This window comes from Pantoea sp. GL120224-02 (genome assembly GCF_900215395.1).
In the GTDB taxonomy this organism is placed as follows: Bacteria; Pseudomonadota; Gammaproteobacteria; order Enterobacterales; family Enterobacteriaceae; genus Pantoea; species Pantoea communis.
Genome location: NZ_OBEC01000003.1, coordinates 192,936 through 213,630, shown reverse-complemented (window position 1 = coordinate 213,630; position 20,695 = coordinate 192,936). Strand labels below are relative to the sequence as shown.

Sequence of the window (20,695 nt, the reverse complement as noted above, 5' to 3'; positions counted from 1 at the left end):
TTTTCCCTCCCCCCTCATTCATACTGACTGGTGTCTGCAAAGCCTTCCGATCAACGTCCTTTCCTTCGGGTCCTTCCAGCTATCGCAAGAATCGAATGACTTTTTTACAGGCTCTTTGATAAAAAGCGTTGACGTGGTAGAACGATAATTCTACTTTTAACCCATGATCAAAAAAACAACTGATACACGGGATAAAATCCTTAAAACCGCCGAAGAGCTCATCTACCAGAACGGTATCCACGCTATGGGCATGGACCTTTTGGTCAAGACCTCTGGTGTCGCCAGAAAGAGTATTTACCGTCATTTCGCGAACAAGGAAGACGTGGCATCCGCCGCGTTAACAGAGCGCGACGAACGGTGGATGCAATGGTTCAGAACAGAGTCTGACAAAGGCAAGACTCCTCAGGAGCGTATCCTGAACATGTTCACTGTTCTGAAGAGCTGGTTCGAGTCCGACGGATTCCGGGGTTGCGCGTTTATCAACACGGCGGGTGAGGTTGGCGATCCTGAAGACCCTGTGCGCCAGATAGCCAAGATGCATAAACAGAAGTTGCTGGATTACGCTCTGGAGCTTACCGAACAGCTGAACGTTGAGCATCCGGAGGATTTGGCTCGACAGTTACTGATCCTGCTGGAAGGCGCGATCACCCTGTCATACGTCATGGGCGACGGGAGTGCTGCCGACAACGCTCAGGACATCGCGAAACTCATGCTGGAACGAGCCTCCTCCGGGCCCTGAGGTTCGCGAACGCTTTTCCCTGCATGAAGATTTAAATGCGTTTTTGAATTCGATTTATCTTCAGACAGGCGGGACCGATAAACGGTCTCGCCTTCAATCTGTGCGCATACCCGCAGCCATCATCATACACAACAGCGATGTCACCACACCGCCTGCCCGGACGTTCGCGCCGCACATACAGTCAACAGTCAAAGTCATCTTCTGCAACGGGATAGTTAATTTTCTACGGATAACCCACAGCTCGATGGTCACTCTTCTTATCGCCGTTTGAGTATATCGGGCACTTCCCTGGCGCATTCATAAGCGACATTTTGTTCCCCTACCCTTCCCTGTTCAGACCTGAAACGGGCTAATCTCAGTTAATTTAAAACCAATTAAAAACAATATCTTATTTCGATTTTAATGCCAAATATTCTCTGCTCCCGGCATTCATTTCAGAAAAAATCATTGACTAGGTAGAACGATCGTTCTACCTTTAAATCACAGACAGGACGCCGCGCGATACCAAAGGGGAATCCCTGAATTTGTTGAAAGGTCTCCTATCAGAACGGTATTGATGCCACCGATGTGAGCCTTCTGGTCAAGGCATCAAAAGTAGCGAAGTTTTTGCTGGAACAGGTCTTTCACTGAGTCCTAAGTCACGAGAACGATCTTTAGACTGAAACTAAATTTACAGGAGTTTTACCATGACTGATTCACGAGTTCGTCCACCGCTCCCGCCTTTCACATTGGAAACGGCCATCGAGAAAGTCCGTCTGGCTGAAGACGGCTGGAATAGCCGCGATGCTGCAAAAGTAGCTCTGGCTTACTCACTGGACACCAAATGGCGTAACCGCGCCGAGTTCGCCAATAATCGTGAAGAAGCGCAGAGCTTCCTCGACCGAAAATGGAAGAAAGAGCACGAATACCGCCTGATTAAGGAACTATGGGCATTTGGCGGTAACCGCATCGCCGTCCGCTACGCTTACGAATGGCACGATGACTCCGGCAATTGGTTCCGCTCCTACGGAAACGAAAACTGGGAGTTTGGCGCTGATGGCCTGATGGAGCGTCGTTTCGCCTGCATCAACGACATGCCGATTAAAGAGAGCGACCGTAAATATTTCTGGCCGCTGGGCCGTCGTCCGGACGATCATCCTGGCTTGTCAGATCTGGGGCTGTAAGTCATTTCGAGAAAACGCTCCCGCTTGGATTAAGCGGGATATCGTCACCAAAAACGCCGATCCTGTGTTCATTCCTTACCAGAAATTTTGAGATAAGAGTTCTTATAACCAGATGCACCACGCTCAGGTTTAGATTTATTTCACACCCGTTCCGTTTACTTCCCAGGCGCTGTGCCAGGCTTACACCTGAAGACACATCAATGGAGAATGAAATGAATAAGGTCGCCTGGATTGCAGTGATGTTACCTCTGAGCGTCGGTGCATATGCCGAAACGGGAGGATATGAAGCCGGTAAGACGCCCCCACCTCAGAATAAGGAAGATGCCGGGTATAAGGGGTCGGAAGATACGGCAGAAACACCGGTTACGCTGATCAAAGATTTTCGTCAGGGGGGCTATGTCACGCTTGAGGGCTATATCGTCAAAAAGATCAAAGGCGACACTTATCAGTTCCGTGACAGCTCAGGCACGGTCAACATCGATGCTCCGGCCAGCACTTTCAAAGGCAAAACGTACAGTGCAGAAGACAAGGTCCGCGTAAGCGGGAAAGTCTACGGTAAAGGCGAAAGCGCGCATCTCAAAGTTTCCCGTATCGACGAACCTTAAGGTGCTGTTCAGGGCCCCCGCTAAAGTCACTGCAGGGGGCCGGAATGCTTTATCTTCAAAATCCAAAGGCTAAGCGTTAACTTCATCTCCTCCCGCCCTTAGCAACTTTGCGGCATCTAATGCAAACGCCTTTACCTGCAGGTCTGATGACCCCGCAGCGATGCGTTCAAGTTCAATGATGATACTCACCCTGCTAAGCGGTACTCCTTTTGCGGCCAGTTCGACTACAGCCGATCCGATGGCACATCCAATCATTCCTGCGCGATTTGAATTCATGTCGTTCATATCAAGTAAAGAAAACGCCGGTTTGGTTTAAGTACAAAGTTAGTCGGAAAATATGAACTTTCAAATATACCTAACGTCATAACTTATATGGAGATTATCCCATGTAACGAATTTCGCCCGCCGATGCGGGCCTTTTTTTGCCCGATGAAGTTCAAACGGGTGAAGAATCCGACACGTTCAAAGCGCTCACTTCATGCGTCACCAGCCCCACAACGATCACATCCTCAAGCAAATCATCCTCAAGAAGCAGCCCGTCTTCAGTCAGGATACGGTTTGGATGAAACATCGTCACTCCATTCCAGCCTCCCCGCCACCTTTAGAAGCACGGTGCTATCGTTACCCGGCCGCCGGAGTTCATCCACAATGCAGCATCGCCCTCTTAACTCGACCAGATACCGGCTTACCACGCAGATCAGGCCTGAACACTGTCTCGCAACTGGCTTAAAAAGAGTTCACATCCACCAGGGCAAACATTAACGGCCCATCGTCTTAATGGAGTGCCGGACCACGCCGAAGATTTCAAACTGATCGGCATCGGGGATCGGGATAATGGCGTGCGCGGCGTTCATCGGTTTCAGGTGCAGGAAAGGCCGGGTCATCAGTTGCTTCACGGTGAACTCGCCGGAAATCGCGGCCACGATGATATCCCCATGCTCCGCGGTGACGGAGCTGTCCACCACCAGCATGTCGCCATCATTAATACCACCCTCAATCATCGAATCTCCGCTGACCCGGATGAAGTAGGTTGAGCTGGGATGACTGACCAGCAGATTATTAAGATCCAGCCGCTGTTCGACATAGTCCTGAGCCGGAGACGGAAAGCCACACGGAACTCTGGCAATGAAAAGCGGTAACTCCAGAATGGCGCGGATTTCCGCAGGTCTGAAAAACTCCATGATGATAGCCCTGACAAATACTGTATATATAAACAGTAATCGTAAGCAGTGCAATCGATCAAATCGGGCATGAAGACTTTTTCCAAACGCGTTGTTGGCAAAGGGGATTTAATCTGAGGTGGACATGGCATTTCAGTATGACCGGGCCGGTTGCCATAAGCGCAGGCGTTTTAGATTTGAGCATTTTTAGGCCGACATAAACCAGAAATAATCAGAAGCATTCTCTTGCCGCTTCGGTTAACTCTCTGAAATTTAGTTTATAAATCGTTAATTAATATAACTTACTGGAAATTACTGGAATTTTATCGCTTTTGTTAACACATCCTACCACACAGTAATTATTGGTCTAAGGTATGGGGGTCAGTTGTTGACTGGCAGCACAGCACACAGGATGCGTTTCATACGAGAGAGACATTCCTTAGCCACTGCTTTTTTGCCCGCCTTGAGCGGGCTTTTTTTAGCTTACCTTTCCCCTGAAACGCGCGGTTGAAAACCAACTACTCGTTCGAGTGGCGTTTAGCTGTGAGGCTGCCCGTCAATTTCCGTACCTTATTAAAAACCCTCTGACTTCGCTATACGGCTACGCTTTTGGTCTGTGAAGACCTGCACTACGCTTAATGAGCAAAATGCCTGTGCGGTAACGCTGGGATACATGCTGCGTGCTCAGTAGGTGAATTATCAGCACGGCAGTGTCGGTGATTTCAGCGATGACCAACTGGCCACCAGCCCGATGTCGTGTTTTGCCTGATACCGCTCGTTTACCTGAGGTGACTTATGGATGTTTCACCAAAATTCGTTGTTGTACTGAATATCGTGGCCATTGCGGTGTTGGCGATAGGTTTACCGAAATATCTGAACTGGTTTTAAAGCGCTTAGCCCGGCGCTTTGCAGGCCATTACACGACGTAAGTATCCATCGCTAAACCGCCGATGTCATTGAACGGTCGGTGATGAATAAGGGCGGGTTTTTCATCGTTTCAAATTCTCGTGGTCAGACAGACAGGAGATTGAACATGCGATACCTGATCATACCGGCCGTCACCACTTTACTGGTTCTGGTGATTGTGTTTCTGGTACAAACCCAGTGGGGACCCACGCCCTGGTGACTCGACGCATCAGAGCGGGCAAATAAAAAGAAAACTGAGTAGTCAGCACTCTGCATGAACCGGACTCACGTCTGGTTCATGCTTTTTTTTTTGCTGGCGATGAACCGCTAGTCCCTACCGACAGTTATCAGGATGATTGCTCAGCACCCGTTGGGATTGAACACCTTGAGAGATTACTCATCCACACAGTAGCCATCCCTGAATGTTATCTGGTGCATCTCGATCTACTTTTCCTAAATACCTGCAACTCGTTTCATGTAGCCGAAAGCAGAACCTGAAACAAGTTAAAGCACTCGGGTTGCGTTGACAGGAGAGATACGTTCCTCGCTAACGCTTGTAGGCCGTCCTGCGCGGGCATTTCAAATGGCAATGTCTCGTTTCCATACGACTCCCTCTGCCAGGGTGGAGGTATGTCGTACAGGTGTTGTCATTATTCTGCCGGGGGTTCGAGGCGATCACTGATGACATTGTACCCCTGCTCGATAAAATCATCAGGGTGAACGGGCAGACTTCGGCTTGGCTTGAACCATCCTCCCCCTTCACCATCGGCGAAGTACCAGACTTCAGGTTGAGTCTCGCCCTTCTGGACCCAATAAAAACCCTGTTCCATTTGTTCACTCCCAACGAAATTAATGTTCGTCCAATCTCAGAAAAAACAGACAATATGTTTCGTCTACGAATAGGTGAATGATTCATGAATGAAGTACGGGAAGATGGAGGTGTCGGAAAGCGACATCAGATCAGAAGTGTCAGTCACCGCGCAATTCGGTGCGCAACAGGTTTTTGACCTTTGAGATTTCATATTTGCCCCTTGTCAGAGGGGGAATGCCCCAGGCATAGCACCGGGGAAGAGATTAAAGCATGCGCTAAAAGGACGTAAAAGGACAGGGCGTTGGGTGTTACTAAACAGAATTGTTATCTGAGCCGCTTAATAATCAGGCATCCACCAACTTATCTTACCGGTCGGTCACCTGAACGCTTTTTGTGTCTGACCTCTGGTGAATCCGTTGCTTTTACAGTGTCATCCTCTACACAGAGAATTTTATAGAGATTTACGCAAGTACTTTGAGGTGTGCCATGGGTGGCAACAGGATCTGCACAGTAACATGTTCCGCCACTTATGTTCGGGAAAGTATCAACCAGACCAGCTAAATGTGTGGATACAAAGATGGACGAGAAGATCATACTTCCTCCTGTTTATGTTTTTCAAAGCAAGGCCGGTATAACTCAACCCGGCCGGCTGTCTGGCTAATTAACTTTCCTCAGTTGCCGCTTTGCGCCTGCGGCTGATTTGTCCGCCCTTGCGACCGGCTTCAACAGCGCGATCTGGACAATTTTTGAAGTTTCCCCCGCTTGCACTTCCTCCTTTACGCCCGGCTTCACGCGCGCGGTCCGCATCCTCAGCAAAATTACCGGCCCCACCTCTTCTTGATGGCATGTATCCCCCTTATATATCAGTCGAATATTAAGCGTGCTAACGTTCCAATGAGAAATAATATGGCTCAATTTTTCGATAAAACCACATTTAAAATACATGTTTACCGCTTCGCTTGTTTATGTTTTAAAACAACGAGTTAACCGTTACGCTTATATTCAATTGCTTTTAAAAGGGAAATTTTTGAAGTTGTACAAAACCAAAACAAGCTGTACATAATTGTTGGATTTGCTTTTTTGTGACATATATCACGGTTTTAAATTTTATAATTATATTGATCTGGATTTTTCATTTATTTCAGCAAGATAGGGAAATTAATGTCTCGCTGTTCATGATTTAGTACCATTGAAAAACTCATAATCAATTGTCTGCTACGGGGTGTACCCAATTGAGCGTGGCACACGTTGCTCAATTCCTTCCGTTCGGATTAAAGACCTGAAACATGCGTTCTTCACCCTCACTTGTCGAAATATCCCTGAACGTTGTTGTGTGCATCTCGATCCATTTGTTGGCGGCGCGTAGCGAGTAGCGCCAGTTCAGGCGATCGAGTTCTTTCACAAAGTCGAGTGTGCTGACGGTGTAGCGACCAGCGGCATCGCGTTTTATCGCCTGCCTGAAGGCAATCATGATTTCATAGTCACGGGGCATATCGGTGCCCTCCCAAAACTAAACTGTATATATATACAGTAATTGCAATCTCTGAGAGTGAGCAAGTGCTTTAAGGGCGTTTTATCAGAACTCATTGGCAGTAAAAAGGATTTACTTTTCCGGCTTCGCTTTCATATGTGGACAGATGTGACCAGGCTTTGTAAGCAACGCTGGGTTGCCTGATTTCTGGAAAGGAATGTTATGAAGAGTTTTTTAGGTGGGATTTTTATCGTTGCAAGTCTGATGACTCTGGCAGGCTGTCAGGAACCCGGTCCTGCAGTAGGGCCGGATGGCCGTCCTCACGCACCAAGCCAGCAATCCGTGCCCGGAGGTCCTCAGGGCCAGGGTCCCATCGGTCAGCCACAGTCATAAAAAAGTCCGGCCGGTGTGCCGGACTGTATTAACTAAGTAACGACATCAACTGTTCAAATTAATGAAATCCACTTCCTTCCCTGTATTATCTCCTCCCACACATTCTATGTCGAATTAAGTCATTTAAGTGAACAACCATTCATTTAACTTGTCCTGCGTCTCTCATGAAAGAGACTTAACTAATTATCCTCATTTTTATTTTACGCCAAGATAAACAATGCCACTCAATCAAGGGGTAAGTTTTTATCCTATTAGTTGTAGAGGGGTGTGAATGGGTCGGCAGGTTTTTCGAATCAGTTTGCATTGAGCGCGGACGCAACTTTTTTATTTCTATCATGCTTCATGAACTGTTTAAGGTATAGAAGCGAACCGTTATAAAAATAAAATATTGTGAGCCATAATGAATAAACGAATCGCCAAATCATCACTTTAAAGGAGAAAACCTTCATTAATTTTTCACCTTTGATTTTAAAACCCAAAGCCCGTTTGAAACTTCCCACTCACTCCTATTCAAGTTAATCCCTTGATTGAAAGCTGTCCGGCTATAATTTATAGAGTACGTTTCTGAGAATCTGGACCGGCTGAACATTTCAGAAGATGAGTTTCTGATGGAGTTACGCCTTAAAGGGGCCGAACACCTTGGTCAGATACGGCTGGGGCTGGTAGAGGTCGATGGCCAGCTCAGCCTCTACTTTTATCCGGACGAAGAAGTGCGGGCCGGGTTATCTGTACTTCCTGAAGCACTTCGTCAATGTTTCACCCAAATCCCTGAAACAGGTTTATATGCCTGTAACCGCTGCGGCACTACTCGAGAGATACCTGGATATGAAGAACCTAGATGTCCTAAATGCGGACGCAATACCTGGTCACTCGCATTGAACAAAAAGCGGGTCTGAAGCCCAAGTGCAGCATATTTTTCGATATCTCATAACATTCTGAACCAGCGTCCAGCCACTCAGGAAACTTCTTTTTTCTGACGCTTTAACCTACCTACCACCATAAAAATTTTATGCATTTGCACCCAACTGAGTCGACTCCAGCTATATATCGGCTCTGCATGTGACTTTGACCGATAAAGAGCGTTGAGACTGTCAGGGACTAACATGGATGTATGCACTGAAGATGTACCTGATATCTTTTTCAAGGTGGTCAGGAAAGCGTCCTTGCATTGCATAACCGAACTCATACGCATTTTGAAGAATTGTTAGGGGAACGTTGATTGCTCCCCGTTTAGATATTAAGCCTGTTTGGGTTGGCCATTAGACGCCGTCAGCCCGCCGTCTACGGGCAGGTTCACTCCTGTGATATAACGCGCATCATCGCTGGCAATAAAGGCGATTGCACTGGCGATATCTTCAGCCTGGCCAGCCCGCTGGAGGGGAATGCGGTCATAGAACTTGTTTAACAGTTCATGATTGTCTTTCATATCTTCGGTAAGATCGGTCAGCGTAAATCCAGGGCAGATGGCATTCACGCGAACACCGTCCGCACCATAATCCATCGCCAGCGCGCGCGTAAAATTGGTCACGCCGCCCTTCGCAGCGTTATAAACGCTCATTCCCCAGTCTCCACCCAGTCCTGAAACCGAAGACGTGTTCACCACATTCCCTTGGGTTTTGAGCAATGAAGGCATGAAGTAATGAACACAATGAAATACCCCATCCAGATCAGCCCCCATCAGCTTTTTCCAGTCTTCAACGGCCACTTCATGTATTTTTCCCTGAACGACACTCCCCGCATTGTTCACCAGGACGTCGACTCTGCCATAGGTTTGTTCGACCAGTTCCGCCAGCTGTTTAACCTGGACGGAATCAGACACATCACAAGGCGCGATAAGATGCTCTCCCTTGGGAAGGGCATGAAGCGTGGTTTCGAGTTTTTCACGGGTTCTTCCCACCAGCACCACCGAAGCACCTTCAATGGCAAAACGCTTTGCTGAGGCCGCCCCAATTCCTGAACCCGCACCGGTGATCACGACAACTTTTTCCAAAAAACGTGACATCGTTATTCTCCTTTAGGCCTTTTTAATGAGTGATAAGCCTGGCAGCCATGAGAGGATGATCAAGCGAAGCAGGATCGCCAGGATGGGACATCAATGGAAGTGGATACCCGCGGGCATACCCGGTAAGCCCTTAACCTTTTGAACAAGGTAAGGGCTTATCGAAAACCTAAAGAGCTGGGTTTATGGTTTAAGAATAACTTTTGTTCAGCCGGGCGCTCGGCTGTCAAAATTTTTATAGCCTTCAGGAGCCTCATCGAGGCTCAGACGATGCGAGATAATCCGGCCAGGGTTGGCTTTATCATGGTGAATAAGCCGTGCGAGCTGCCGGTTGTAGGCCTTCACGTTTGCCTGACCAGTGCGGATGGACTGCCCCTTGAACCAGAAGCTGCCAAAATCAAACGGCATTTTCCCCTCTTTTGCCAGGTCGCTTTCCGCTGCAGGATCCTGGGGCACGAAGACCCCCACCACGCCTATTCCGCCTGTCGCCTTGGTGGAGGCGACCAGGCTTTTCATAGTTGCACTGTTGTCTTCATGGCCGTGTTTATTGCAGCACTGGTAACCAAAACATTCACAACCGCAGTCTGTACCCCTGCCGTCAGTCAGCTCAAGGATTTTCTGTACGGCTTCATCCCCGGCAGCATTAACCGGTGTGGCACCGAATTGCTCAGCAAGGGCCAGACGATCGCTGTGAGTATCAATAACAAAGACCTGGGAGGCCCCTTTGATGATGGCAGAATGCGCGGCCATCAGTCCCACCGGCCCCGCCCCGTAGATGGCGACGCTTTCTCCCGGACGCAGCCCCGCCAGTTCGGTTGCATGCCAGCCGGTCGGGAAGATATCTGAAAGCATGACGTAATCTTCTTCTTTCTCCGCCGCATCCTCTGGGAGGACCAGACAGTTGAAATCGGCAAAAGGAACCCGCAACAATTCCGCCTGACCACCGTCCCACGGCCCCATTTCAGTAAAACCATAAGCGGCGCCCGCACTCCCCGGGTTAGCTGTCAGACAAAATCCGGTCAGGCCTTTTTCACAGTTTTCACAGAAGCCGCAGCCTACATTGAAGGGCATACATACGCGGTCACCCACTTTGATACGCTCGACTCCCAGGCCAACTTCAACGACCTCGCCCATGTTTTCATGGCCAAAAATCCGTCCTTCTTCGAAGCTGGTACGTCCTTCATACATATGCAGATCCGAACCGCATATATTCGTGGTGGTTATCCGGCTTAATGCATCTTCGGGACGCTCAATTATTGCATCAGGAACATTTTTTACCGTTACGTTAAATGGGCCGTTGTAAATAATTGCTTTCATAAGATCGCCTTAGCCATTATCTGAGTAGTTACAAAGTTAACTGAAGTATTAAATCGTTGCGCTTATATCTTTTTACCTGTCAATTCTCCACAACAAATATGGCACATATTCCAGATTATGATTTAAATGGTGCCGACGCGCTTGCATGAAGTTGATTGTGAATTACGATTAAAATGCTATATGCATATTTTCACTTAATCATCACGATAACAGTTCATGTAGAGGAAATATTATGGCTCAACATAGAGGCGGTTCAGGAAACTTTGCAGAAGACCCCAAAAGAGCATCTGAAGCTGGAAGGAAAGGTGGTCAGGCAAGCGGTGGTAATTTCAAAAATGATCGTGAGAGAGCTTCCACAGCGGGTAAGAAAGGTGGCCAGAACAGACATAAAAGTTCGTGATAATCCTAATAATATCGTTAGGAATCAAAGAAGCCATTTTCAATAATTAAATATTTTAATCTTCGACTTATCAATTCAAACATATTTTGCCCTTTACCTCAGACGGAAATTTCCAATTCGTCAAGAACTCGCTGGAGTTTACCTTATGAAAGTTAAAACACTTCTCGATTTATTTATCCATGACCTGTCCGATGTTTATAGTGCTGAAAAACAAATCACCCGCGCCCTGCCAAAAATGATCCGTGCTGCATCCGAGCCAAAACTTAAAGAGGCCTTTCAGCATCACCTTGAAGAAACCCAGGGTCAGATTGAGCGTCTCGACCAACTTGTGGAAGCACATGAGGAGGTGCGCATAGTGCGTATGAAATGCCATGCGCTTGAAGGCCTGGTTGAAGAAGCGCAGGAATTGATCGAAGCGACTGAACCTGGTCCCGTCAGAGATGCAGGCCTCATTGGAGCCGCCCAGAAAGTGGAACATTACGAAATCGCGACGTACGGCACGCTGATTGCACTGGCCATCAAGCTTCAGCTTGGAGAAGCCTCCTCGCTTTTGAAAGAGACGCTGGATGAAGAAAAAAATACCGATCACAAACTGACATCTATCGCTGAAAGACAGTGATATGAGGTGGGGAGCTACACCAGTCTTATCTGCGCGACCAAGCGCGTCGGCGACACGGCAAGCGTCCCTGTACTGAAGCAAATATGCGAGCAGGAACTGGCGATGTCTGACTGGCTGATCAGTCATTTGCCGGAGTTAACCGAACAGTTCCTGACGCTGAGTGAGGATCCCGACTCAAACGCCAAGCGCTGAAATCCCTGACGTGATAAATGCCATATCTTTAAAGTGAAGCGGGTAAAAATATACCCGCTTTCATTTGGCCCAATCCCCCGTGTAAACGACTTCATCCGCCCCAAACCCAGTTGCGCACTTCAGGCACATCCTCGCCATGCTCTCTTACATAACGATGGTGCTCAGCGATTCGCTCCTGCAGGTCGTCGAGGAGTTCCGGATGACGATCAGCTAAGCCCGGCACATGCCAAATGGCCGACTGAGCCAGATGATAGCGATCCAGCTCATTCAGCACCGTCATATCAAATGGTGTGGTGGTAGTACCCTCTTCATTGAAGCCATGAACATGGAAGTTACCGTGATTGTTTCTCTGATAGGTCAGGCGATGCACCAGACTTGGATAACCATGGAAGGCAAAGATGACGGGTTTATCCGTGGTGAAAAGGGCATCGAACTCTTCTTCGGCTTTGCCATGCGGATGCTGCTCCTGCGTCTGCAACGCCAGTAAATCCACCACATTGACGACCCTGATACGCAATTCCGGCAGATAGCCCTTTAGCAAATCGACTGCCGCCAGGGTTTCCATGGTAGGCACGTCCCCCGCGCAGGCCATAACAACATCAGGTTCACCCTCACAACTCGCCCAGTTCCATATACCCATACCCGCCTGACAGTGAGAAATGGCACTCTCTATATCCAGCCACTGGGGTGAAGGTTGTTTACCTGCAACAATAACATTGATCCGGTCCCATGTTCGCAGGCAGTGGTCCCCGACCCACAGCAGCGTATTAGCATCGGGTGGCAGGTATATGCGCACTATGTCGGCTTTCTTGTTCGCGACATGATCAATAAATCCCGGATCCTGATGGCTGTAGCCATTGTGATCCTGACGCCAGACGTGGGACGACAACAGATAGTTCAGCGAGGAGATCGGCTGTCGCCAGCCCAGCTTGCGGGTGACCTTCAGCCATTTAGCGTGCTGGTTAAACATCGAATCGACGATATGAATAAAGGCTTCATAGCAGTTAAACAGCCCGTGACGCCCTGTTAGCAGATAGCCCTCCAGCCAGCCCTGACACTGATGCTCACTGAGGATCTCCATGACACGACCGTCACGTGACAGCTGTTCATCATAATCCTTGATGGGTTCCATCCAGGTGCGGGAGGTGACGTCAAACACGGGTGACAGACGGTTGGATGCCGTTTCATCCGGGCCAAACAGGCGGAAGTTATCAAGATTCTTTTGGAAGACTGCACTCAGGTAACGGCCAAACTGTTCGGTGGCCTGTCCCTGTGTGCTGCCGGGCTGACCGGTCTCGAGCGCAAAGTCGTGAATATCTGGCGTAATTAGTTTACGGCGCAGCCTTCCCCCGTTGGCATAGGGGGTTGCACCCATACGCTTATTACCCTTCGGGGCAAGCGCGCGCAATTCAGGTGCAAGCGCTCCGCTTGGCTCAAACAGTTCCTGCGGCTGATAGCTGCGCAGCCATTGTTCAAGGATCTGGCGATGGCCATCATCCTCACGGCAAGCGGAAACAGGTACCTGATGGGCTCGCCAGAATCCCTCCACTTTTTTGCCATCCACCTCACGCGGGCCGGTCCATCCTTTCGGGCTGCGCAGAATAATCATGGGCCAGCGTGGCACAGCATCAGTTGCATTACCGCTGCGCGCCTGGTGCTGGATATCAGCGATGATGTCAAACGCCGTGTCCAGCGCGGTGGCCATCTGCTGATGCATGGCAAGCGGCTCGTGGCCGCTGACAAAGAGCGGGGTATATCCATAGCCACTAAATAGCTGCTGAAGATCTTCATCACTGCTGCGTCCCAGCAACGTAGGGTTTGCGATTTTATAACCGTTGAGATGGAGAATTGGCAGCACCGCCCCATCTCGTTGGGCGTTCAGAAATTTAATCCCGTGCCAGCTGGCAGCCAGTGGACCCGTCTCCGCTTCACCGTCACCGATGACACAGGGCACCACCAGTTCAGGATTATCGAAGGCCGCGCCAAACGCATGCGACAGCGAATAGCCAAGTTCGCCTCCTTCATTAATCGAGCCCGGCGTTTCAGGGGCAGCGTGGCTCGGTATCCCGCCCGGGAAAGAAAACTGTTTAAAAAGCCTCTGCATTCCCTCTTCGTCTTCACTGACGTGAGGATAAATTTCGCTATAGCTGCCTTCCAGCCAGCTGTTAGCCACCATGCCGGGGCCACCATGTCCGGGCCCGCAGACGTAAAGGAGATCACGGTCGCGCTGGCGAATAATGCGGTTGAGGTGAGCATAGATAAAGTTCAGGCCCGGCGTGGTTCCCCAGTGCCCCAGTAAACGAGGTTTGATATGTTCTGGCTTCAGGGGTCCCCGCAGAAGCGGATTTTCCATGAGATAGATTTGTCCCACAGAGAGGTAATTTGCCGCGCGCCAGTATCTGTCTATCAGAGCAAGTTCATTGGTCCCGGTGACTGTCGTCATACCTGTTCCTCCGATGTTGCGTTCGTCGTTGAGTTGTAAAGATGCGGCCCTCCTTCAGGACCGCCTTTCGTTACCTTTTTTTAGAAAACAGCTGGCTAGCCGTGTCTTTGAGTATCTGCGAGGTGCCATGATCGCCTTTTGCCATCGATGACATAAAGGCTTTAGCCTGTTTAAAGGTGATATGCGGTGGGAGCGGAGCCACTTCCGGGTCAGTTTTGACCTCCAGCAATACGGGGCGATCTGCGCTTAACGCACGTTGCCAGGCGCTGGCCAGCTGTTCCGGGTTGTCGACATAAATGCCCACCAGCCCCAGTGATTCAGCAAACTCAGCATACTTCACATCAGGCAGTTGCTGCGTGGCTTCGAAGCGGGGATTGCCCTCCATGACGCGCTGCTCCCAGGTTACTTGATTCAGATCCTGATTATTGAACACGCAGACAATCAAACGGCCATCCGCCCACTGCTGCCAGTATTTCTGGATGGTTATCAGCTCTGCCATGTTGTTCATCTGCATGGCACCATCCCCCACCAGCGCAACAACCGGACGTTCAGGGTGCGCAAATTTGGCCGCGATCGCATAAGGAACGGCTGCGCCCATGCAGGCCAGCCCGCCTGACAGTGTGGCCCGTTGTCCCTGTTTCACGCGATAATCGCGCGCAAACCAGTTTGCACAGGATCCGGAGTCAGAAGTGACGATAGCGTTATCCGGCAGCTGCGGAGACATCTCCCACACCACTCGCTGGGGATTAACGGGATTGGCTGGTGCCAGCGCTCGCTCTTCCATCTGCTTCCACCAGTCCTGAACCTGCACGGCAATTTCTTCCTGCCAGCTGCGGTCCTCTTTGTGATCCAGCAATGGCAGGAGTGCACGCAGGGTTTCAGCAGCATCGCCGTGAAGATTCACCTCACAGGGATAGCGTAAGCCGAGCATGGCCGGGTCGATATCGATTTGCACGGCACGTGCCTGCCCCTCTTTTGGCAGGAACTCTGTCCAGGGAAAACCGCTGCCAATCATCAGCAGCGTGTCGCAGTTCTGCATCAACTCCCAGGAAGGTTTAGTGCCCAGCAGACCTATCGAGCCGGTTACAAAAGGGGCGTCATCGGGGAGCACATCTTTGCCCAGTAACGCTTTGGCGACGCCTGCACCCAGTTGATTTGCTGCCTGGACGACCTCAACCGCCGCACCGCGTGCGCCAGAGCCAATCAGGATTGCCACTTTACTACCCGCATTAAGCACATCGGCTGCGCGCTGCAAATCGGTTTCGTAGGGGATAATTTTGGGACGCTGATAGCCACTGCCTGAATGGGTAAACCCGTGCAAATGTGGCGGTGACTGCCACTCTTCATCCTGTATATCTTTTGGGATGATTAGCACGGCAACGCCGTTCTGCGCTTTGGCAATACGCACGCCACGATCGACGAGATGGCGAACCTGAGCCGGTGCAGCCGCTTCCTGTACAAAATTCGCCACATCCGCAAACACCCGATCGAGGTTCATTTCCTGCTGATAGCTTGCGCCTCTCGCCGTTACCTCTGCCTGCCCGGCAATGGCCAGTACAGGAGCATGATCCATTTTGGCATCATAGAGCCCGGTTAAAAGGTGGGTTGCCCCCGGCCCGCCCGTGGACAGGCAGACACCCAGCTCGCCGGTAAACTTAGCGTGACCGGCGGCCATAAAGGCCGCCATTTCCTCGTGGCGCACCTGAATAAATTCAATGCCATCGCCCTTTTCATTTGCGCGTTGTATGGCACCCAGCACCCCATTGATTCCGTCCCCCGGGTAACCGTAAATGCGCGTCACGCCCCACTCTTTCAGGCGCTGAACAAAAAAATCGCTGGTCTTGATGCTCATCGTTTTTATCCCTCTTTATTCATGCAATTCGTGAAGAGAGTTAGCAAAAAGTTGTTGGGTTTCCCCAACCCTTCAAAGCATTGGATTCGCATTGAAGCGCTAAACTCTGTGAAAGATTTATCTGGCAAACGTTGGCCGGTGTTAACCAGTCTGCTTCGGAAGGGATGTGACCGCTCTGTAAAGCGGCCACCTGACAAATAGAACGATGAAGATGTCTCTCAGGCCGCATTGAGAATGCGCAGCGCTTCCCGATTGAACGCAGGTAGATCATCCGGCGTGCGGCTGGTGACCAGTTTATCGTCATCCACAACGACTTCTTTATCATAAAAGTCAGCACCTGCATTACGCAGATCAATAGCGATGGCTTTTACACTGGTCATTTTGCGGCCGCGTACACCATTAGCGCTGATAAGCAACTGAGGTCCATGGCAGATGGCAAACACTGGTTTGCCACTGGCAACAAACTCTTTGGTGAAATTCACGAAACGATCATCACCGCGCAGTGAGTCAGGTGAGTGACCGCCAGGCAAAAGTAAGGCATCAAACTCTGCAGGGGTAACGTGATCGATGTCCCTGTCGATTTTGACTTCCGCATTACCCTGTTTACCTTTCACAACCTTCCCCGCCTGCATCTCAATGGTCACGACTTCGTGGCCGGCTTTGGCGTAGGCATCGGCGGGTGAGGTGAACTCTGAGTCTTCGAATTCATCGGTGATCAGGACAGCTATTTTCTTACCCATATGTTTCTCCTTGCGGTTAAAAAGGCTCAGCGTTTGGGGCTCAGTTAACCCAATAAGTCTGGTCGCCATGGCATAAAACACAAGCCAGGCGGTTGGTGCTAAGCAGAAGAAATTGAAGGAGAGGAAAATAACAGACACCTAAACACAACGAGTCATCAGATATTTATGCAGGATTTGACAACCCTTTGTATCTAAGGCGAAATTCATCACTAAAAATGTAAACAGCATTTTGATGAGCCGCCTTGTAAGGGTTAGCTCCATTTTCATGTTAAGAGTCGTCAAGGAAAAGAAATTCACGCTCTAGGTATCCCGCCTTGGCGAGATTTTGTTAGATGCGCCTTACAAGATTATTAACCGTCTCGTTTAATGCAGACTAATCCTAAAATAAATTTGGTGAGCTTTTTATTTAGTGACTACGCTAAATCATAACGTCTGTTTCGTGATGTTGGATAATTATCATAAATTACCGGAGAAATATCATGGCTGAGCCTTGGGTAAATGATGGTGCAATCGTCACAGATTCTTATGGTGGCCTGCCGCTAAAACGTATCTCATGGAGCGCGGTATTTGCGGGTGTTATCGCCGCGCTTATTGTTCATATTTTATTAGGATTACTCGGCACTGCGATTGGTGCTTCTGTCATTGACCCTCAACAGGAACGCAATCCACTTGAACATATAGGTACCGGTGCGCTGATATGGACGGGTGTCAGTATGCTTATCGCCATCATTGCCGGCGGTTACGTCGCTGGCAGGCTGGCACAACGCGAGGGCGCACTACACGGTTTACTGATGTTTGGCGTCAGTACGCTTATCACCCTCTGGCTGGCATTTTCACTGGCAACAGGGATTATCGGAGGTGCATTCAATATCCTGGGTGCCGGAGCCAGTGCGATCGGCAGTGGTGTTTCGGCCGTTGCCCCGTCTGTCGGGAACATGGCCAAAGAAAAACTTCAGGAGAATAATATTAATTTAGATTCGCTCCAGAATGAGTTACAGGCCACCCTCCGTCAGACGGGTAAGCCTGAACTTCAGCCGGATAAGCTTCAGCAGGATGTGAACAGTGAGGCAAATAGCGCACAAGATCAGGCTAAGCAAACGGCTCAGAATCCTCAAAATGCGGATAACGATATCGTGAACTGGATCCGTGGGGTTATTAATCGTCATTCTGACACCCTTCAGGCTGCCGACCGGGATGCTCTCAAAAACATCATCAAAGCCCGGACAGGTAAGAGTGATCAGGAAGCTGAGCAGATCGTTAACCAGACGGTTGAGAGTTATCAAAAAGCCGTGGCACAGTTTCAGCAACTGAAACAGCAGGCTGAGCAGAAAGCCCGTGAGGCCGCTGAAAAGGCCGCCGCTGCAACCGCCAGAGCAAGCTGGTTTACCTTCTTCGTATTGATTATTGAGGGCGTGCTGGCTGCTGTATTCGGACGCATTGGCAGACGCACTCAGCCTCATACCGTTCTGGTCGGTGAACGACCTCTCTGACATATTACGGTGAGAGAAATTCTGTTTCGATGATCAGACCCTCTCGCTAAACCCCATGCCGCCCTGTGCATTAAAATCACATGGCGGCAAGCGAGTAAGTTCTATCCCCCTTGAGGTTTAAGTTAAGGAATCTTTTCTAAGGGGTAGTTAAACAATAAAATCCTCGTTTCGGTTTATGTACAGACGAATTTGCAGCTGCTTCGGCCAGCAAGTGAGCATATAACACCGCTGGCTCATCACTTTATCCAAATACTCCAGCGTAAGCTCCAAAAGAACAAACACCACAAAGGATGACGGATAAGACTGCGGCTGACAGCGTGTAGTTCTTCATTTTCTAACCTCATATTTACGTTTAATCATTCAGCCTGGCAGGAAATTCAATGCTGTAAACCTAAAGGCATTTTCCAGGACAAATCTGTATCTTCTTGCGATTAAATTTAATCATTCATAACCCAGGCAGAAGCCTTCTGTCCGCAGTGTCATTAATGTAGGTGCTAACTTGTCTGAACCACCTGTACTTGAGTAGGATAGAAATAATTAACTGATAAATTCTCAATGTGACGAACAATGATGATTGTGACGTCAACAATCTGGATCCTAAGCAATATTCTGAAGTGAATTTTATATAACCTCATTCACTTAAATAAACGTTGAAAATTGTCACAAGTGAACCAGGCTTAAGTCTCAAATCACAGGAGGCCAACAATGCCGTATAAATCACGAGATTCCCTACCAGACAGCGTCAGGCATGTCCTCCCTGCTCATGCGCAGGATATTTATCTGGCAGCATTTAACAGTGCCTGGGATGAGTATAAGGACAAAAAGGACCGTCAGGATGACAGCTCTCGGGAGGAAGTGTCACATAAAGTGGCCTGGGCTGCAGTCAAGCATTCCTACGAAAAAGGCCGCGACGATAAATGGCATAAGAAGTCCTGATGAACTCCTCGCCGATACAGGAGGGAAACGCTCGTGCTTTAACAGAACGACGAGTGAATTTTGCCAGAATTTAAGAATTCATTTTGGGGAGGAGTTTTGGGGGAATGATTCAGGCCGCCCTTGCGGACGGCCTGTGATTCAGACCTGATTAATGCGCGGCCATCTGCGAAGGCAGGCGCAGCAGGGCTCGCTTGTCTGCCACCTCATCCGAGGTCACTGGTTTTGCCGCATTTCCCCAGCTGTTGCGCAGGTAGGTTGCCACGGCTGCCACCTGTTCGTCCGAAAGCTTCCAGGCAAATGAAGGCATCGCACCGCTTGTTGGGTTGCCTGCTGTGACCGCGCCGCGTCCCCCCTGCAGCACCGTCGTGATGATGGAAGAGGCATCATCCGCTAACAGGCCAGGGTTATTCGCCAGGCTCGCCGCGAGGTTGGGAATCCCTTTGCCGTCGCTGTTATGGCAAGCAGTGCAGTTGGCTGAATAGACATTTTCACCCATCTTCATTTGCGCATTGTCCATCGACAACGGTTGCGGCAACGTCGTGGTCGACGCAGGCACTTGCTTGAGATACACCGCAATCGCGCGCAAGTCAGCGTCGGTTAGATGCTGCGTGGAGTTAGTCACAGCTTCCGCCATCGGGCCTGAAGCGACCGCCACATGGTTACTGCCGAGCTTGAGGTAATCCTCCACCTGTTGCTCAGACCAACTTCCGATACCGGTGTGCGGGTTCGGTGTGATGTCGGGGGCATGCCATTCACCCAGATTACCGCCTTGCAGATAATCACTGCTGTCACCGCCAATCAGATTCTTAGCCGTGTGGCAGGCGGCACAGTGTTCTGGACCTTCCACCAAATAAGCACCTCGGTTCCATTCAGCACTTTTACTGCTGTCTGGCTGGAAACCTGCGTTGCGGAAAAACAGCAGGTTCCAGCCCATCATCGCCAGACGAATGTTATACGGGAAGCCCAGGTTGGTTTCCGGCACCTGATAGTGAATTGGCTTAACCGAGCGCAGGTACATCCACAGGTCGTGCATGTCCTGATCCGTCAGCTTCACATAAGCGTTGTAGGGCATCGCAGGATAAAGGTGCTCCCCTTCTTTGCCCTTACCGTGACGCACGGCGCGGAAGAAATCACGCTCTGTCCAGCTACCGATACCGGTTTCGCTATCCGGCGTGATGTTGCTCGCGTAAATACCGCCAAACGGCGTGCTGATGGAGTAGCCCCCGGCCAGCGGTAGTTTGCTTTCCGGCATGGTATGACAAGCCGTGCAGTCACTGGCAATCGCCACATAACGTCCGCGCTCAATTGCGGCACTGTCTGCCGCCGTTGGCGGTTGGCTGGTGAGTACGTTGTTGCTGGCGACATCATCCGCGGAGGTATCGCCGTTCATCCACAGCATGCCCGCTGCCACAGCCGCAGCAATCACCGCTACGCCCGCAATGAGTTTGGTTTTCTTCAT

Annotated in this window: 20 protein-coding genes; 9 read left to right on the top strand and 11 right to left on the bottom strand. The window is 49.9% G+C overall.

Annotated elements, in window-relative coordinates; translation table 11 throughout:
* The first annotated feature begins 163 nt into the window (after positions 1–163).
* The 3 genes from CRO33_RS08040 to CRO33_RS08030 all read left to right on the top strand — a co-directional run bounded on the left by CRO33_RS08040 (position 164) and on the right by CRO33_RS08030 (position 2,507).
* Complete coding sequence (locus tag CRO33_RS08040) at positions 164–739, top strand: TetR/AcrR family transcriptional regulator (RefSeq protein ID WP_097117744.1); 576 nt, start codon at positions 164–166, stop codon at positions 737–739.
* A gap of 686 nt (positions 740–1,425) precedes the next feature.
* Complete coding sequence (locus CRO33_RS08035) at positions 1,426–1,902, top strand: nuclear transport factor 2 family protein (RefSeq protein ID WP_097117743.1); 477 nt, start codon at positions 1,426–1,428, stop codon at positions 1,900–1,902.
* Between the two features lie 212 nt (positions 1,903–2,114).
* Positions 2,115–2,507: a YgiW/YdeI family stress tolerance OB fold protein gene (locus CRO33_RS08030; RefSeq protein ID WP_097117742.1), complete on the top strand. Its 393-nt coding sequence runs from the start codon at positions 2,115–2,117 to the stop codon at positions 2,505–2,507.
* 436 nt (positions 2,508–2,943) lie between these two features.
* Here CRO33_RS08030 and CRO33_RS24745 read toward each other — a convergent pair whose 3' ends face one another.
* The 5 genes from CRO33_RS24745 to CRO33_RS08005 all read right to left on the bottom strand — a co-directional run bounded on the left by CRO33_RS24745 (position 2,944) and on the right by CRO33_RS08005 (position 6,876).
* Positions 2,944–3,078: a hypothetical protein gene (locus CRO33_RS24745; protein ID WP_255253252.1), complete on the bottom strand. Its 135-nt coding sequence runs from the start codon at positions 3,076–3,078 to the stop codon at positions 2,944–2,946.
* Between the two features lie 187 nt (positions 3,079–3,265).
* The gene (gene umuD, locus CRO33_RS08020; RefSeq protein WP_058961188.1) at positions 3,266–3,688 is read right to left on the bottom strand and encodes a translesion error-prone DNA polymerase V autoproteolytic subunit; all 423 of its coding nucleotides are present in this window, start codon (positions 3,686–3,688) and stop codon (positions 3,266–3,268) included.
* Positions 3,689–5,223: 1,535 nt separating this feature from the next.
* On the bottom strand, positions 5,224–5,403 hold the full coding sequence (locus tag CRO33_RS08015) for a hypothetical protein (protein ID WP_097117740.1): 180 nt from the start codon (positions 5,401–5,403) through the stop codon (positions 5,224–5,226).
* 642 nt (positions 5,404–6,045) lie between these two features.
* Positions 6,046–6,231, bottom strand: coding sequence for a general stress protein (locus tag CRO33_RS08010; protein WP_097117739.1), 186 nt, complete (start codon positions 6,229–6,231; stop codon positions 6,046–6,048).
* A gap of 405 nt (positions 6,232–6,636) precedes the next feature.
* Positions 6,637–6,876, bottom strand: coding sequence for a DNA polymerase V (locus CRO33_RS08005; RefSeq protein ID WP_097117738.1), 240 nt, complete (start codon positions 6,874–6,876; stop codon positions 6,637–6,639).
* A 923-nt stretch (positions 6,877–7,799) separates the two neighbouring features.
* Here CRO33_RS08005 and CRO33_RS08000 point away from each other — a divergent pair.
* The gene (locus tag CRO33_RS08000; protein WP_349291523.1) at positions 7,800–8,144 is read left to right on the top strand and encodes a YetF domain-containing protein; all 345 of its coding nucleotides are present in this window, start codon (positions 7,800–7,802) and stop codon (positions 8,142–8,144) included.
* 341 nt (positions 8,145–8,485) lie between these two features.
* Here CRO33_RS08000 and CRO33_RS07995 read toward each other — a convergent pair whose 3' ends face one another.
* Together CRO33_RS07995 and CRO33_RS07990 are read right to left on the bottom strand one after the other, a co-directional pair.
* Positions 8,486–9,250: an SDR family NAD(P)-dependent oxidoreductase gene (locus tag CRO33_RS07995; protein ID WP_097117736.1), complete on the bottom strand. Its 765-nt coding sequence runs from the start codon at positions 9,248–9,250 to the stop codon at positions 8,486–8,488.
* A gap of 204 nt (positions 9,251–9,454) precedes the next feature.
* On the bottom strand, positions 9,455–10,564 hold the full coding sequence (locus CRO33_RS07990) for a glutathione-independent formaldehyde dehydrogenase (protein WP_097117735.1): 1,110 nt from the start codon (positions 10,562–10,564) through the stop codon (positions 9,455–9,457).
* 232 nt (positions 10,565–10,796) lie between these two features.
* Here CRO33_RS07990 and CRO33_RS07985 point away from each other — a divergent pair, with 232 nt between their 5' ends.
* The 3 genes from CRO33_RS07985 (at position 10,797) to CRO33_RS07975 (ending at position 11,775) form a co-directional block, all read left to right on the top strand.
* Complete coding sequence (locus CRO33_RS07985; protein WP_097117734.1) at positions 10,797–10,964, top strand: general stress protein; 168 nt, start codon at positions 10,797–10,799, stop codon at positions 10,962–10,964.
* Positions 10,965–11,109: 145 nt separating this feature from the next.
* Positions 11,110–11,583 carry a YciE/YciF ferroxidase family protein gene (locus CRO33_RS07980; protein ID WP_097117733.1) on the top strand — a complete coding sequence of 158 codons (474 nt, stop codon included), beginning with the start codon at positions 11,110–11,112 and terminating at the stop codon, positions 11,581–11,583.
* A gap of 6 nt (positions 11,584–11,589) precedes the next feature.
* Positions 11,590–11,775 carry a DUF892 family protein gene (locus tag CRO33_RS07975; protein WP_097117732.1) on the top strand — a complete coding sequence of 62 codons (186 nt, stop codon included), beginning with the start codon at positions 11,590–11,592 and terminating at the stop codon, positions 11,773–11,775.
* Between the two features lie 91 nt (positions 11,776–11,866).
* On the opposite strand, the gene CRO33_RS07970 is transcribed toward CRO33_RS07975, so the two are convergent.
* The 3 genes from CRO33_RS07970 to CRO33_RS07960 form a co-directional block, all read right to left on the bottom strand.
* A complete protein-coding gene (locus tag CRO33_RS07970) occupies positions 11,867–14,218 on the bottom strand; it encodes a phosphoketolase family protein (RefSeq protein WP_097117731.1) in 2,352 nt (783 codons plus the stop codon).
* Positions 14,219–14,288: 70 nt separating this feature from the next.
* A complete protein-coding gene (locus tag CRO33_RS07965) occupies positions 14,289–16,070 on the bottom strand; it encodes a thiamine pyrophosphate-requiring protein (RefSeq protein WP_097117730.1) in 1,782 nt (593 codons plus the stop codon).
* 218 nt (positions 16,071–16,288) lie between these two features.
* A complete protein-coding gene (locus CRO33_RS07960) occupies positions 16,289–16,810 on the bottom strand; it encodes a type 1 glutamine amidotransferase domain-containing protein (protein ID WP_034822610.1) in 522 nt (173 codons plus the stop codon).
* A gap of 479 nt (positions 16,811–17,289) precedes the next feature.
* Here CRO33_RS07960 and CRO33_RS07955 point away from each other — a divergent pair, with 479 nt between their 5' ends.
* Entirely contained in the window at positions 17,290–18,300 is a 1,011-nt protein-coding gene (locus CRO33_RS07955) for a TIGR04086 family membrane protein (RefSeq protein ID WP_097117729.1), read from the top strand.
* A gap of 705 nt (positions 18,301–19,005) precedes the next feature.
* A complete protein-coding gene (chaB, locus tag CRO33_RS07950) occupies positions 19,006–19,236 on the top strand; it encodes a putative cation transport regulator ChaB (RefSeq protein ID WP_097117728.1) in 231 nt (76 codons plus the stop codon).
* A gap of 148 nt (positions 19,237–19,384) precedes the next feature.
* On the opposite strand, the gene CRO33_RS07945 is transcribed toward chaB, so the two are convergent.
* Positions 19,385–20,695, bottom strand: coding sequence for a c-type cytochrome (locus tag CRO33_RS07945; protein WP_097117727.1), 1,311 nt, complete (start codon positions 20,693–20,695; stop codon positions 19,385–19,387).